Below are 13,898 nucleotides of genomic sequence, written 5' to 3'. Positions count from 1 at the left end.
CTAGCGAGAAGTAGAGGAAACATGCCCAAGGCCAAGACCCACAGCGGGGCTTCGAAGCGGTTCCGGCGCACCGGAACCGGCAAGATCCTTCGCGAGAAAGCGAACCGTCGGCACCTGTTCGAGCACAAGCCGTCCACCCGGACCCGTCGTCTGGAAGGCCGCACGACCGTGGCGGCCAACGACACCAAGCGGGTTAACAAGCTGCTGAACGGCTGACCTTCAACAAGCCGAGCGCCGGCGCCGCTGCCGGCACCCGACCATTACTTAGAGAGTAGGAACCCCCATGGCACGCGTGAAGCGGGCGGTCAACGCCCACAAGAAGAGGCGCAGCATTCTCAAGGCCTCGAAGGGCTATCGCGGCCAGCGCTCGCGGCTCTACCGCAAAGCCAAAGAGCAGCAGCTGCATTCGCTGAACTACGCCTACCGCGACCGCCGCGCGCGCAAGGGCGAGTTCCGGAAACTGTGGATCTCGCGGATCAACGCGGCGGCTCGCGCCAACGACATCACCTACAACCGGCTGATCCAGGGGCTGAAGGCCGCGGGCGTCGAGGTGGACCGCAAGAACCTCGCCGACATCGCGATCACCGATCCCGCGGCGTTCACGGCGCTGGTCGACGTCGCCCGGGCCGCGCTGCCCGAGGACGTCAACGCCCCGTCGGATTCCGGAGAGGCCGCCTAGCCCCTGCTGACCGAACGTTCGGCCCGGGTCGCCGCGGCGGTCAAACTGCATCGCCACGTCGGCCGCCGCCGCGCGGGGCGGTTCCTCGCTGAAGGCCCCAACCTGGTCGAGGCGGCCGCCGCCCGCGGCCTCGTGCGCGACGTCTTCGTCACCGAAGCCGCCGGGCAGCGGTATGCGTCGCTGCTCGGCGCGCAGCAAGCGCCGGTCCATCTGGTCAGTGAGCGGGCCGCGAAGGCGCTGTCCGACACCGTCACCCCCGCCGGGCTGGTGGCGGTCTGCGAGATGCCGGCGGCGCGGCTGGCGGACGTCATGGCCGGTGCGCCGCGGCTGATCGCCGTCGCCGTCGAGATCGGCGAGCCGGGCAACGCGGGCACGCTCATTCGCATCGCCGACGCCATGGGCGCCCAAGGCGTTATCCTCGGCGGCCACAGCGTCGACCCGTACAACGGCAAGTGCCTGCGCGCCTCGACGGGCAGCATCTTCTCCATCCCGGTGGTCGCCGCGCCGGACACAGTCGCCGCGCTGCGAGCCGTGCGCGATGCCGGACTGCAGGTGCTGGCCACGACGGTGGACGGCGAGACGCGCCTCGACGAGGCCGCCGACCTGCTCGCCAGGCCGACGGCATGGTTGTTCGGGCCCGAATCACAGGGACTGCCAAGCGAAATCGCGGCGGCGGCGGACCACCGCATGCGCATCCCGATGTCCGGCGGTGCGGAGAGCCTGAACGTGGCGTCGGCCGCGGCGATCTGCCTCTACCAGAGCGCTCAGGCGCTGGGCGTGTTCACGCGGCCCTGACGCGCGCCCGGGCGGGCCGCAGACCCGCCAGTGACAGCGTTCCGTGCACCAGCGAGCCGGCACGCTCCATCAGCGCCTTGGCCGGGTCGAGGGGCGAGCGAAGAGCCGGGCGGGAATGGGGAGGGAAGTAGTGCATCGGCAACCCGCGCCGGTCGCGGGGCGGCCCCATGAACGTCGGCGCCTCGACCAACGGCGCGTCGGTGGGCAGCCGACCCTCGGCGCGGCGGTAGGCGGCCAGCGCGCGCGGGTGCAGCCGGATCTCGTCGGGAACCGCCAGGAAGGCCAGCTCGACGAGCTTGCCGAATAGGCGCAGCAACACCTCGTCGCCCGGCGTCCAGCGCATGCCCGCCTTCTCGCGGACCGCGGGCTCGAACAGGCCCGCGGCGATCCAGCGCTGGCCGGCCACCAGGGGCCTGAACATCTGGTCCCAGATCGGCGTGGGCATCAGCACGAACTTGGGTTTGGGGATCCGGATCCGGAAGATGTCCAGGGTCGCCTGGTTGATCTCCAGTTGCTCGCGGCAGACGCGGTCCCAATACTCCTGGAACTCCTCCCAGGAGCCGGGCACCGGCCGCATGCTCATCCCGTACATCCGGTACCACCGCACGTGCTCGTCGAAGAGCTGGCGCTTCTCGGCCTCCGTCAGGCCCCCGCAGAAGTATTCGGCCACCTTGATCACCAGCATGAAGAAGGTGGCGTGCGCCCAGTAGAACGTTTCGGGGTTCAGCGCGTGGTACCGGCGCCCGGTCGCGTCGACGCCCTTGATGGTGTGGTGGTAGCTCGTGATCTGGCGCCCGGTCGCCGCGGCCCGGTCACCGTCGTAGACGACGCCCATGATCGGGTACACCGAGCGGGCCACCCGCTGCAGAGGCTCGCGCAACAGGATCGAATGCTCCTCGACGCCCGCTCCCAGCTCCGGATACATGTTCTGGATCGCGCCGATCCAGACGCCCATCATTCCCGTGCGCAGGTCGCCAAAATACTTCCAGGTCAGGGAATCTGGCCCGAGCGGATCGTCGGATTTGGCTGGAATGGCAGTCATCTCGGCCTCCTGCGCTCACGATAACTTTGACAACGTACGTTGTCTACGATTTCGGCCGTGCGCCCCCGCGGGTGTTATCGAGCGTGAACAGCCGCGTGGCGCCTCCGTGATCAGGCGATACGTTGCGAGCTGTGACACAAAGCGCACGGCCTTCATTGCCCGCCTGCGGCGGGAGGAAATAACCTGGCCGGGTGGAAGTCGCGCGTCGCGATTCGGATTCGGGCGAGCCCGGGGCGCCGACGGTGACGCCATCCGAGCCGCCGCGGCGTTCCCCGGTCTCGGTGCACAACGCGACACAGTGGCTGCACAGCCGAAATCACAGCCCCGGCGCCGTGGCCTTCATCCGCCGGGCGCGGCGGCTGCTACCCGGCGACCCGGAATTCGGCGACCCGCTGTCCACGGCCGGCGACGGTGGCCCCCGCGCCGCCGCCCGCGCGGCCGACCGGTTGCTCGGGGATCGCGACGCGGTGTCGCGGGAGGTCAGCCTCGGGGTGTTGCAGCTGTGGCAGGCGCTGACCGAGTCGGTTGCCCGTCGGCCGGCGAATCCCGAAGTGACGCTGGTCTTCACGGACCTGGTCGGGTTCTCGTCGTGGTCCCTGCAGGCGGGGGACGAGGCGGCGCTCACGCTGCTGCGCCAGGTGGCCCGGGCCGTCGAGCCGCCGCTGCTGGACGCCGGGGGCCACATCGTCAAGCGGATGGGCGACGGCCTGATGGCCGTCTTCGGCGATCCGACGGTCGCGGTGCGCGCCGTCCTGGCCGCCAAGGAGGCGCTGAAGTCGGTCGAGGTGGCCGGTTACACCCCGCGGATGCGGGCCGGCATCCACACCGGTCGGCCCCAGCGGCTGGCGGCGGACTGGCTCGGTGTCGACGTGAACATCGCCGCGCGGGTGATGGAACGCGCCACCAAGGGCGGGGTCATGGTGTCGGGTTCGACACTCGACCTGATCGCCCAAAGCGAACTGGACGCGATGGGTGTTGTCGCCAAACGCGCACGTAAACCCGTGTTTGCGGGCAAGACCACGGGCGTTCCGGCCGACTTGGCGATATATCGTCTGAGGACTCATAGGGAGTTGACAGCGCCGGATCACAGCGCCGAAACAAACTAGCCGACATAATGGAGGCAATGTTTGGGGGCATCCTTGCCCGGCTCGCCCGGGTCCAGTTCACGTTGGGTTACGTGGCGATGCTGCTTGCCGTCAGCTGCGCCATCCTGGTGCTCGGCCCGCACGCCCACGACGTGCTGGTCGAGCGCGCCAGCACCAACCTGCACAACCTGGCCCACGGCCACGTGGGCACCCTGTTGGGCAGCGCGCTGGTCGTCGACGCCGGTCCGCTCTACTTCTGGCTGCCCTTCCTGACCTGCCTGCTAGCGCTCGGCGAGCTGCACCTGCGCACCATCAGGCTGGTCGTGGCGTTCCTCGTCGGGCACATCGGCGCGACGCTGCTGGTGGCGGCCGCCCTGGCCGCGGCGGTCGAGTTCGAGTGGATGCCGGTGTCGATCACCCGGGCCAGCGACGTCGGCATGAGCTACGGCGCCCTGGCGGTGCTCGGAGCGATGACGGCGGTGATTCCCCAGCGCTGGCGGCCCGCCTGGGTCGGCTGGTGGGTGGCGGCCGGCATCGCCTCGGCGATCATCGGCGGCGATTTCACCGACGCCGGTCACACCGTCGCGGTGGTCCTGGGCGTGTTGGTGTCCGCCCGGTTCCGCCAGCCCATCCATTGGACGCCGGTGCGCATCCTGATGCTGGCCGCCTCCGCGGGCTTCGGATTCCTGCTGCTGGCCCACCACTGGGGGACCATGGCCGGCGCGCCCGCGTTCGGCCTCCTGGGCGCGTTGGCGGCGCACAAGCTCGTGCAGTTCCTCAACGGGCGCACCGGGCGCACGGCGCTGGACGACGCCGCCCTGGCCGGTGCGCAGCCGGTCGCGGCGGGCTAGACGCCGGGCCGCCTTACCCCGAAGCGCCCGCCGGGCAGCACCAACCGCATCACTATGATCGGCACTTGCCGCTGGGCAACTTCCTCCCAGCCCCTCATCAGCAAGGAGAGTGTCGCCGCGTGGGTGCTCAGCCCGTCGACCTGTCGCCGGATGCCTTGGCCAAGGCGGTCGGCGTCGCCCAGGAGGCCATCGCGCTCGCCGGCGATCTGGACGCGCTCGCGCGGGTGAAGACCGAGCACCTCGGCGACCGTTCCCCGCTGGCGCTGGCGCGTCAGGCGTTGGGCGGCGTCCCCAAGGGGGAGCGCGCCGACGCCGGCAAACGGGTCAATTCCGCGCGGACCGAGGTCCAGCGCAGCTACGACCAGCGCCTGGCCGCGCTGCGCGCCGAACGCGACGCCGCGGTGCTGGTCGCCGAAAGCATCGACGTCACCCTGCCGTCGACGCGCCAGCCACCCGGCGCGCGGCACCCGATCACCATCCTGGCCGAGCACATCGCCGACACTTTCATCGCGATGGGCTGGGAGCTGGCGGAGGGGCCGGAGGTCGAAACCGAGCAGTTCAACTTCGACGCCCTCAACTTCCCGGCGGACCACCCCGCGCGCAGCGAGCAGGACACGTTCTACATCGCACCGGACGATTCCCGGCAGCTGCTACGCACCCACACCTCGCCGGTACAGGTGCGCACCCTGCTCGCCCACGAGCTGCCCGTCTACATCGTCTCGATCGGCCGCACCTTCCGCACCGACGAGCTGGACGCCACCCACACCCCCGTCTTCCACCAGGTGGAGGGGCTCGCGGTGGACCGCGGCCTGTCCATGGCCCACCTGCGCGGCACCCTGGACGCGTTCGCCCGCGCCGAGTTCGGGCCCGAGGCGCGCACCCGCATCCGGCCGCACTTCTTCCCGTTCACCGAACCTTCCGCCGAGGTCGACGTGTGGTTCGTCGGCAAGAAGGGCGGCGCCGGCTGGGTGGAGTGGGGCGGCTGCGGCATGGTGCACCCCAACGTGTTGCGGGCTGCGGGCATCGACCCCGAGGTGTACTCCGGCTTCGCCTTCGGCATGGGCCTGGAACGCACGCTGCAGTTCCGCAACGGCATCCCCGACATGCGTGACATGGTCGAGGGCGACGTGCGGTTCTCGTTGCCGTTCGGGGTGGGTGCCTGATGCGGATCCCCTACAGCTGGCTGCGGGAAGTGGTGGCGGCCGGCGCCCCGGGCTGGGACGTCAGCCCCGCCGACCTCGAGCAGACGCTGGTGCGGATCGGCCACGAGGTGGAGGAGGTGGTCGCGCTCGGTCCGGTCGACGGCCCGCTGACCGTGGGGCGGGTGACCGCCATCGAGGAGCTCACCGGCTTCAAGAAGCCCATCCGCGCCTGCCGGGTCGACGTCGGCGAGCCCGAGCCGCGCGACATCGTCTGCGGGGCAACCAACTTCGCCGTCGGCGACCTGGTGGTGGTGGCCTTGCCCGGGACCACGCTGCCCGGCGGGTTCGCCATCGCGAGGCGCAAGACCTACGGCCGCGATTCCGACGGCATGATCTGCTCGGCGGCCGAACTCGGTTTGGGCGCAGACCATTCCGGGATCCTGGTGCTGCCGCCCGGAACCGCAGAGCCGGGCGCCGACGGCACCGCGGTGCTGGGACTGGACGACGTGGTCTTCCACCTGGCGATCACCCCCGACCGGGGCTACTGCATGTCGGTGCGCGGGCTGGCCCGCGAGGTCGCCTGCGCCTACGACCTGGACTTCGTCGACCCCGCGGACGTCAAACCCTTGCCCGCCAACGGCGAGGCCTGGCCCCTGGCCGTCCAGCCCGAAACCGGTGTCCGGCGCTTCGCGCTGCGGCCCGTGACCGGCATCGACCCCGCCGCGGTGTCGCCGTGGTGGCTGCAACGCCGGCTGCTGCTGGCCGGCGTCCGCGCGACCTCGCCGGCGGTGGACGCCACCAACTACGTGATGCTCGAGCTCGGCCACCCGATGCACGCGCACGACTGCGATCGCATCTCCGGCGGCCTCGGCGTGCGGTTCGCCCGGGCCGGCGAGACCGTCGTCACCCTCGACGACATCGAGCGCCGGCTGGATCCGGCCGACGTGCTCATCGTCGACGACCGGGCGACGGCCGCGATCGGCGGCGTGATGGGCGCGGCGAGCACCGAGGTGCGCGCCGACTCCACCGACGTGCTGCTCGAGGCCGCCGTGTGGGACCCCGCCGCCGTCTCGCGCACCCAGCGCCGGCTGCACCTGCCCAGCGAGGCCGCCCGGCGCTACGAGCGCGGCGTGGACCCGGCCATCTCGGTGGCCGCGCTCGACCGGTGCGCCGCGCTGCTCGTCGAGATCGCCGGGGGAGCGGTGTCGGAGAAGCTGACCGACTGGCGGGGCGACCCGCCGACCGACGACTGGTCGCTCCCGCCGATCCGGATCCACGCCGAACTGCCCGACCGGATCGCCGGGGTGGCCTACCCGCCCGGGACCGCCGCGCGGCGCCTGGCGCAGATCGGGGCTTCGGTGAGCGACGAGGGCGACACCCTGACGGTGACGCCGCCGAGCTGGCGACCCGACCTGCTGCAGCCCGCCGACCTCGTCGAGGAGGTGCTGCGGCTGGAGGGCCTGGAGGCCATCCCGTCGGTGCTGCCCGCGGCGCCCGCGGGCCGGGGCCTGACCGCGGTGCAGAAGCGTCGCCGCGCCATCGGCAAATCGCTCGCGCAATCCGGGTATGTCGAGATCCTGCCGACGCCGTTCCTGCCGGCGGGCGTCTTCGATTTGTGGGGCCTGCCGGCCGACGACCCGCGGCGCGCCACCACGCAGGTGCTCAACCCGCTCGAGGCCGACCGCCCGCACCTGGCCACCACGCTGCTGCCCGCCCTGCTGGAGGCGTTGGTGCGCAACGTGTCTCGCGGGTTGGTGGACGTCGCGCTGTACGCCCTGGCCCAGGTGGTGCAGCCGACCGAGCAGACCCGCGGCGTGCAGCCCATCCCCGTGCACCGCCGGCCCACCGACACCGAGATCGCCCAGCTGGACGCGTCGTTGCCCCGCCAGCCGCAGCACGTGGCCGCCGTCCTGGCGGGCCTTCGCGAACGCCCCGGCCCGTGGGGCCCCGGCCGCCGCGCCGAGGCCGCCGACGCGTTCGAGGCGGCCCGCATCATCGCCCGCGCCAGCGGGGTCGAGGTGAGCCTGCGGGCCGCCCGGCACCTGCCGTGGCACCCGGGCCGGTGCGCCGAGGTGCTCGTCGGGGAGACCGTCGTCGGACATGCGGGGCAGCTGCACCCGGCGGTGATCGAGCGCTCCGGACTGCCGAAGGGCACCTGCGCCGTCGAGCTCAACCTCGACGCGATCCCCATCGCGGTGGCGCTGCCGGCGCCCCGGGTGTCGCCGTTCCCGGCGGTGTTCCAGGACGTCAGCCTGGTGGTGCCGGCCCACGTCCCGGCCCAGGCGGTGGCCGACGCCGTCCGGGAGGGCGCCGGCGAGTTGCTCGAAGACCTGCAACTGTTCGACGTCTTCACCGGCCCGCAGGTCGGCGAGGACCGCAAGTCGCTGACGTTCGCCCTGCGCTTTCGCGCGCCGGACCGCACGCTGACCGAGGACGACGCCAGCGCGGCCCGCGACGCCGCGGTGCGACGCGCCGCCGACGCGGTCGGCGCCGAACTGCGCACCTAGCCCGCCCTTGTAATGGATTTGCAAAGCAATGCATAACCATGCAGAATCGGCGGAATGGCCGACGTATTGAGGGTGGCGGTTGCGGGGGCCAGCGGCTATGCGGGCGGGGAGATCCTGCGCCTGTTGCTCGGGCATCCGGCCTACGCCGACGGCCGCCTCGCCATCGGGTCGCTGACCGCCGCTTCCAGCGCCGGCAGCACGCTCGGCGAGCACCATCCGCACCTGACGCCGCTGGCGCAGCGCGTGGTCGAGCCGACCGACCTCGCCGCGCTGGCCGGGCACGACGTGGTGTTCCTGGCCCTGCCGCACGGGCATTCGGCGGCGCTGGCCGAACAACTCGGCCCCGACGCGCTGATCGTCGACTGCGGCGCCGACTTCCGGCTGACCGATGCGGGCGCCTGGGAGCGGTTCTACGGCTCCCCGCACGCCGGCAGCTGGCCGTACGGGCTGCCGGAGCTGCCCGGCGCGCGGGAGCGGCTGCGCGGCGCGCGCCGCGTCGCGGTGCCGGGCTGCTACCCGACCGCGGCGCTGCTGGCGTTGCTGCCGGCGGTGGCCGAGGACCTGATCGAGCCGGCCGTCACGGTGGTCGCCGTCAGCGGCACCTCGGGCGCGGGCCGGGCCGCCAAGACCGACCTGCTGGGTTCCGAGGTGATCGGGTCCGCGCGGGCCTACAACATCGCGGGCGCCCACCGGCACACGCCCGAGATCGCCCAGGGTCTGCGCGCCGTCACCGACCGCGACGTCACGGTGTCGTTCACGCCGGTGCTGATCCCGACGTCGCGCGGCATCCTGGCCACCTGCACCGCCCGCACCCGCGCGCCGCTGTCGCAGCTACGGGCCGCGTACGAGAAGGCCTATGACGGGGAGCCTTTCGTGCACCTGCTGCCCGAGGGCCAGCTGCCCCGCACCGGTTCGGTGATCGGCAGCAACGCCGCCCACCTCGCCGTCGCGGTGGACGAGGCCGCAAGTGCGTTCGTGGCCATCGCCGCCATCGACAACCTGGTGAAGGGCACCGGTGGCGCCGCCGTGCAATCCATGAATCTCGCGCTGGGTTGGCCGGAGACCGAAGGCCTTTCGGTGGTCGGGGTCGCGCCGTGACCCACCTTGCCGAGGCGCGCCTGGTGCGCGAACAGGGCGTCACCGCGCCCGCCGGGTTCCGGGCCGCCGGCATCGCCGCCGGCATCAAGGCGTCCGGCAACCGCGACCTGGCCCTGGTCTTCAACGAGGGACCCGACTATGCGGCCGCCGGCGTGTTCACCCGCAACAAGGTCAAGGCCGCGCCCGTGCTGTGGACCCAGCGGGTGCTGACCACCGGCGCGTTGCGTGCGGTGATCCTCAACTCCGGCGGCGCCAACGCCTGCACCGGTCCCGGCGGCTTCCAGGACGCCCACGCCACCGCGGAGGCCCTCGCGGCCGCGTTGTCGGACTGGGGGACCGAGACGGGGGCCATCGAGGTCGCGGTGTGTTCCACCGGGCTGATCGGGGACCGGTTGCCGATGGACAAGGTGCTCGCCGGGGTCCGGGCGGTCGTGCAGGACATGGCCGGCGGGCTGAGCGGAGGAGACGAGGCCGCGCGCGCCATCATGACCACCGACACGGTGCCCAAACAGGTTGCGCTGCACCACCCGGGCAACTGGACGGTCGGCGGGATGGCCAAGGGGGCGGGCATGCTGGCGCCCTCGCTGGCCACCATGCTCTGCGTGCTCACCACCGACGCGGCCGTCGACGCCGCCGCGCTCGACACCGCGCTGCGCCGCGCCACCGCCCGCACCTTCGACCGCCTCGACATCGACGGCAGCTGTTCGACGAACGACACCGTGCTGCTGCTGGCGTCGGGCGCCAGCGAGATCACCCCGTCCCAGGCCGAACTCGACGACGCCGTGCTGGCGGTCTGCGACGACCTGTGCGCGCAGCTGCAGGCCGACGCCGAGGGCGTCACCAAGCGCGTGACCGTGACCGTGACCGGGGCCGCCTCCGAGGACGACGCGCTGACCGCCGCGCGGGTGATCGCCCGCGACAGCCTGGTCAAGACCGCGGTGTTCGGGTCCGACCCCAACTGGGGCCGGGTGCTGGCGGCGGTCGGCATGGCGCCGGTCACCCTCGACCCGGACCGGATCCGGGTGTCGTTCAACGGCTTTGCCGTGTGCGTCGACGGCGTCGGAGCGCCCGGCGCCCGCGAGGTGGACCTGTCCGGCGCCGACATCGACATCACGGTCGACCTGCGTGTGGGCGACGCCTCCGCCGCCGTCCGCACCACCGACCTGTCGCACGCGTACGTCGAAGAGAACTCGGCGTACAGCTCATGACAGTCAACACTCAAGAGCTGTCCACCGCGGTCAAGGCGCAGGTGCTGGCCGAGGCGCTGCCCTGGCTCAAGCAGCTGTACGGCAAGGTCATCGTCATCAAGTACGGCGGCAACGCCATGACCGACGACACGCTGCGGCACGCGTTCGCCGCCGACATGGCCTTCCTGCGCAACTGCGGCATCCACCCCGTCGTCGTGCACGGCGGCGGCCCGCAGATCACCGCCATGCTGCGGCGCCTGGGCATCGAGGGCGACTTCAAGGGCGGCTTCCGGGTCACCACACCGGAGGTGCTCGACGTGGCGCGGATGGTGTTGTTCGGGCAGGTGGGTCGCGAACTGGTCAACCTGATCAACGCGCACGGGCCCTACGCCGTCGGCATCACCGGCGAGGACGCGCAGCTGTTCACCGCCGTGCGGCGCAGCGTCACCGTGGACGGCGTGGCCACCGACATCGGCCTGGTCGGGGACGTCGAGCGGGTCAACACCGCCGCGGTGCTGGATCTGATTGCGGCGGGCCGCATTCCGGTGGTGTCGACGCTCGCGCCGGACGCCGAGGGCGTGGTGCACAACATCAACGCCGACACCGCCGCGGCGGCGCTCGCCGAGGCCCTGCAGGCCGAAAAGCTGCTGATGCTCACCGATGTCGAGGGCCTCTACACCAGCTGGCCGGACCGGGATTCGCTGGTCAGCGAGATCGACACCGCGACACTGTCCCAACTGCTACCCACGCTGGAGGCGGGCATGATTCCCAAGGTCGAGGCGTGCCTGCGGGTGGTCACCGCGGGTGTGCCCAGCGCGCACATCATCGACGGCCGGGTCGAACACTGCGTGCTGGTGGAGCTTTTCACCGACGCGGGCACCGGGACCAAGGTGGTGAGCGCGTGACCAAAGGGGATCTGATGCAGCACCGCTGGCAAGCCGTGATGATGAACAACTACGGCACCCCGCCGCTGGCCCTGGCCGCCGGCGACGGCGCCGTGGTCACCGACGTGGATGGCAACACGTACCTCGACCTGCTCGGCGGCATCGCCGTCAACGTCCTGGGCCACCGCCACCCCGCCGTCATCGAGGCCGTCACGCACCAGATGACGACGCTGGGCCACACCTCCAACCTCTATGCCAGCGAGCCGGGCATCGCGCTGGCCGAAGAGCTGGTCGCCCTGCTCGGTGCGGACGCGCCCGCGCGGGTGTTCTTCTGCAACTCCGGAACCGAGGCCAACGAGGTCGCGTTCAAGCTGTCGCGGCTGACCGGGCGCACGAAACTGGTTGCCGCGCAAGGCGGTTTCCACGGCCGCACGATGGGCTCGCTGGCGCTGACCGGCCAGCCGAGCAAGCAGGCGCCGTTCGAGCCGCTGCCCGGCTTCGTCACCCACGTGCCCTACGGCGACGCCGACGCGCTGGCCGCCGCCGTCGACGACGCCACCGCCGCGGTGTTCCTCGAACCGATCATGGGCGAGGGCGGCGTCGTCGTCCCGCCCGGGGGCTATCTGACCGCCGCGCGCGACATCACCGCGCGGCACGGTGCCCTGCTGGTGCTCGACGAGGTGCAGACCGGAATGGGCCGCACCGGAGCGTTTTTCGCCCACCAGCACGACGGCGTCACCCCCGACGTCGTGACCATGGCCAAGGGCCTCGGCGGCGGGCTGCCCATCGGCGCCTGCCTGGCCGTCGGGCCGGCCGCCGAGCTGATGACCCCCGGCCTGCACGGCAGCACCTTCGGCGGCAACCCGATCTGCGCCGCGGCCGCGCGGGCGGTGCTGCGGGTGATCGCGGGCGAGGACCTGGTCCGGCACGCCGAGGTGCTGGGCAAGTCGCTGCGCCACGGCATCGAGTCGCTGAACCACCCGCTGATCGACCACGTGCGCGGCCGCGGGCTGCTGCAGGGCATGGTGCTGACCGCGCCGCGCGCCAAGGACGCCGAAAACGCCGCGCGCGACGCCGGATTCCTGGTCAACGCCGCCGCGCCGGACATCGTCCGGCTGGCCCCGCCGCTGATCGTCACCGAGGCCCAGCTCGAGACCTTCGTCGAGGCGTTGCCGGCCATTCTGGACAGGGCCGCGGCATGACGCGCCATTTCCTGCGCGACGACGACCTGTCGCCCTCCGAGCAGGCCGAGGTGCTGCAGCTCGCCGCCGAACTCAAGAAGGACCCGTTCAGCGCCCGGCCGCTGGAGGGCCCGCGCGGCGTCGCGGTGCTCTTCGACAAGAACTCCACCCGCACCCGGTTCTCCTTCGAGGTGGGCATCGCCCAGCTCGGCGGGCACGCCGTCGTCGTCGACGCGCGCAGCACCCAGCTGGGCCGCGACGAGACGCTGGGCGACACCGCGCGGGTGCTGTCCCGCTACGTCGAGGCCATCGTGTGGCGGACCTTCGCCCAGGACCGGCTCGAGGCGATGGCCGAGGCCGCCGCGGTGCCCGTGGTGAACGCGCTCTCCGACGAGTTCCATCCCTGCCAGGTGCTCGCCGACCTGCAGACGATCTCCGAGCGCAAGGGATCGCTTGCGGGACTGCGTATGTCCTACCTCGGCGACGGCGCCAACAACATGGCCCACTCGCTACTGCTCGGTGGGGTGACCGCCGGCATGCACGTCACCGTCGCCGCGCCCGACGGCTTCGCCCCCGCGCGCGCGTACGTGGCGGCGGCCCGTGCGCGGGCCGAGACCACCGGCGGCTCGGTCGCCCTGACCGCCGATCCGGACGCGGCGGCGACCGGGGCCGACGTCCTGGTGACCGACACCTGGACGTCGATGGGGCAGGAGGACGACGGGCTGGACCGCCGCACACCGTTCCGGCCCTTTCAGGTCAACCAGCGGCTGCTCGGCCTGGCCGATCCGGAAGCCATTGTGCTGCACTGCCTTCCGGCCCACCGCAACGACGAGATCACCGACGAGGTGATGGACGGGCCGGCCAGCGTCGTGTGGGACGAGGCCGAGAACCGGCTACACGCCCAGAAGGCGCTGCTGGTGTGGCTGCTGGAGCGGTCCCGATGACCCGCTCGAAAACCACCCCCGAGATCACCCGGGCCGGCCGCCAGGACCGCATCGTGGCGATCCTGTCGTCGGCGTCGATCAGCAGCCAAAGCGAGCTCGCCGCCCGGCTGGCGGACGAGGGCATCGAGGTCACCCAGGCCACCCTGTCGCGCGACCTCGAAGAGCTGGGCGCGGTGAAGCTGCGTGGCGCCGACGGCGGCGTCGGCGTCTACATCGTCCCCGAGGACGGGAGCCCGGTGCGCGGCGTCTCCGGCGGCACCGCGCGGCTGTCCCGGCTGCTCAGTGAGCTCTTGGTCTCCGCCGACGCCAGCGCCAACCTCGCCGTGCTGCGCACCCCGCCCGGCGGCGCCAACTACTTGGCCAGCGCGATCGACCGCGCGGCGTTGCCGTACGTCGTCGGCACCATCGCCGGCGACGACACCGTCTTCGTGGCCGCCCGCGAGCCGATGACCGGCGCGGAGCTGGCCCGCACCCTCGAAACTCTCACCACAACCTAAGGAGAT

General features: G+C 72.0%; 13 protein-coding genes and 1 pseudogene. 13 read left to right on the top strand and 1 reads right to left on the bottom strand.

Annotated features, from left to right (window positions below):
* Positions 1-21: 21 nt before the first annotated feature.
* The 3 genes from rpmI to A5713_RS01840 all read left to right on the top strand — a co-directional run bounded on the left by rpmI (position 22) and on the right by A5713_RS01840 (position 1,474).
* Positions 22-216: a 50S ribosomal protein L35 gene (gene rpmI, locus A5713_RS01850; RefSeq protein WP_068051530.1), complete on the top strand. Its 195-nt coding sequence runs from the start codon at positions 22-24 to the stop codon at positions 214-216.
* Between the two features lie 67 nt (positions 217-283).
* Positions 284-679 (top strand): 50S ribosomal protein L20, encoded by a 396-nt coding sequence (rplT, locus tag A5713_RS01845; RefSeq protein ID WP_046184507.1) that lies wholly within the window; start codon positions 284-286, stop codon positions 677-679.
* Between the two features lie 3 nt (positions 680-682).
* Entirely contained in the window at positions 683-1,474 is a 792-nt protein-coding gene (locus tag A5713_RS01840; RefSeq protein WP_068091942.1) for an RNA methyltransferase, read from the top strand.
* On the opposite strand, the gene A5713_RS01835 is transcribed toward A5713_RS01840, so the two are convergent.
* Entirely contained in the window at positions 1,461-2,516 is a 1,056-nt protein-coding gene (locus A5713_RS01835; RefSeq protein WP_068091940.1) for an oxygenase MpaB family protein, read from the bottom strand. The two genes, A5713_RS01840 and A5713_RS01835, sit on opposite strands and share 14 nt — an antisense overlap.
* A gap of 191 nt (positions 2,517-2,707) precedes the next feature.
* Between A5713_RS01835 and A5713_RS01830 the strand changes: the two genes are divergently transcribed.
* From A5713_RS01830 to A5713_RS01785, 10 genes and pseudogenes are all read left to right on the top strand, one after another.
* Entirely contained in the window at positions 2,708-3,622 is a 915-nt protein-coding gene (locus A5713_RS01830) for an adenylate/guanylate cyclase domain-containing protein (protein WP_067917067.1), read from the top strand.
* Positions 3,623-3,639: 17 nt separating this feature from the next.
* Entirely contained in the window at positions 3,640-4,452 is an 813-nt protein-coding gene (locus tag A5713_RS01825; protein ID WP_068091999.1) for a rhomboid-like protein, read from the top strand.
* A gap of 119 nt (positions 4,453-4,571) precedes the next feature.
* The gene (pheS, locus tag A5713_RS01820) at positions 4,572-5,615 is read left to right on the top strand and encodes a phenylalanine--tRNA ligase subunit alpha (protein WP_067917065.1); all 1,044 of its coding nucleotides are present in this window, start codon (positions 4,572-4,574) and stop codon (positions 5,613-5,615) included.
* Positions 5,615-8,101: a phenylalanine--tRNA ligase subunit beta gene (gene pheT / locus A5713_RS01815; RefSeq protein ID WP_068091937.1), complete on the top strand. Its 2,487-nt coding sequence runs from the start codon at positions 5,615-5,617 to the stop codon at positions 8,099-8,101. Before pheS ends, pheT begins: the two co-directional genes overlap by 1 nt.
* Before the next feature lie 38 nt (positions 8,102-8,139).
* A pseudogene (argC, locus tag A5713_RS01810) lies at positions 8,140-9,199 on the top strand (N-acetyl-gamma-glutamyl-phosphate reductase).
* Positions 9,196-10,407: a bifunctional glutamate N-acetyltransferase/amino-acid acetyltransferase ArgJ gene (argJ, locus tag A5713_RS01805; protein ID WP_068091931.1), complete on the top strand. Its 1,212-nt coding sequence runs from the start codon at positions 9,196-9,198 to the stop codon at positions 10,405-10,407. The pseudogene argC and the gene argJ overlap by 4 nt, the downstream one beginning before the upstream one ends.
* Positions 10,404-11,291 carry an acetylglutamate kinase gene (argB, locus tag A5713_RS01800; protein WP_068091924.1) on the top strand — a complete coding sequence of 296 codons (888 nt, stop codon included), beginning with the start codon at positions 10,404-10,406 and terminating at the stop codon, positions 11,289-11,291. Before argJ ends, argB begins: the two co-directional genes overlap by 4 nt.
* A gap of 14 nt (positions 11,292-11,305) precedes the next feature.
* Positions 11,306-12,472: an acetylornithine transaminase gene (locus A5713_RS01795; RefSeq protein WP_068091996.1), complete on the top strand. Its 1,167-nt coding sequence runs from the start codon at positions 11,306-11,308 to the stop codon at positions 12,470-12,472.
* Positions 12,469-13,395, top strand: coding sequence for an ornithine carbamoyltransferase (argF, locus tag A5713_RS01790; protein ID WP_068091922.1), 927 nt, complete (start codon positions 12,469-12,471; stop codon positions 13,393-13,395). Before A5713_RS01795 ends, argF begins: the two co-directional genes overlap by 4 nt.
* Positions 13,392-13,892 (top strand): arginine repressor, encoded by a 501-nt coding sequence (locus A5713_RS01785; RefSeq protein ID WP_067917051.1) that lies wholly within the window; start codon positions 13,392-13,394, stop codon positions 13,890-13,892. Before argF ends, A5713_RS01785 begins: the two co-directional genes overlap by 4 nt.
* The last annotated feature ends 6 nt before the right edge of the window (positions 13,893-13,898 follow it).

The organism is Mycobacterium sp. E2497, assembly GCF_001668695.1.
Classification (GTDB): domain Bacteria; phylum Actinomycetota; class Actinomycetes; order Mycobacteriales; family Mycobacteriaceae; genus Mycobacterium.
Note: the sequence above shows the minus strand (reverse complement) of the source record. Positions and strands in the feature narration are given on the sequence as shown.

Excerpts from the sequence above, each read along its gene's own strand:
- rpmI (WP_068051530.1), top strand. The coding sequence starts at position 22 with ATGCCCAAGGCCAAGACCCACAGCGGGGCTTCGAAGCGGTTCCGGCGC.
- rplT (WP_046184507.1), top strand. The coding sequence starts at position 284 with ATGGCACGCGTGAAGCGGGCGGTCAACGCCCACAAGAAGAGGCGCAGC.
- A5713_RS01835 (WP_068091940.1), bottom strand. The coding sequence starts at position 2,516 with ATGACTGCCATTCCAGCCAAATCCGACGATCCGCTCGGGCCAGATTCC.
- A5713_RS01825 (WP_068091999.1), top strand. The coding sequence starts at position 3,640 with ATGTTTGGGGGCATCCTTGCCCGGCTCGCCCGGGTCCAGTTCACGTTG.
- pheT (WP_068091937.1), top strand. The coding sequence starts at position 5,615 with ATGCGGATCCCCTACAGCTGGCTGCGGGAAGTGGTGGCGGCCGGCGCC.
- argB (WP_068091924.1), top strand. The coding sequence starts at position 10,404 with ATGACAGTCAACACTCAAGAGCTGTCCACCGCGGTCAAGGCGCAGGTG.
- A5713_RS01795 (WP_068091996.1), top strand. The coding sequence starts at position 11,306 with ATGCAGCACCGCTGGCAAGCCGTGATGATGAACAACTACGGCACCCCG.
- argF (WP_068091922.1), top strand. The coding sequence starts at position 12,469 with ATGACGCGCCATTTCCTGCGCGACGACGACCTGTCGCCCTCCGAGCAG.
- A5713_RS01785 (WP_067917051.1), top strand. The coding sequence starts at position 13,392 with ATGACCCGCTCGAAAACCACCCCCGAGATCACCCGGGCCGGCCGCCAG.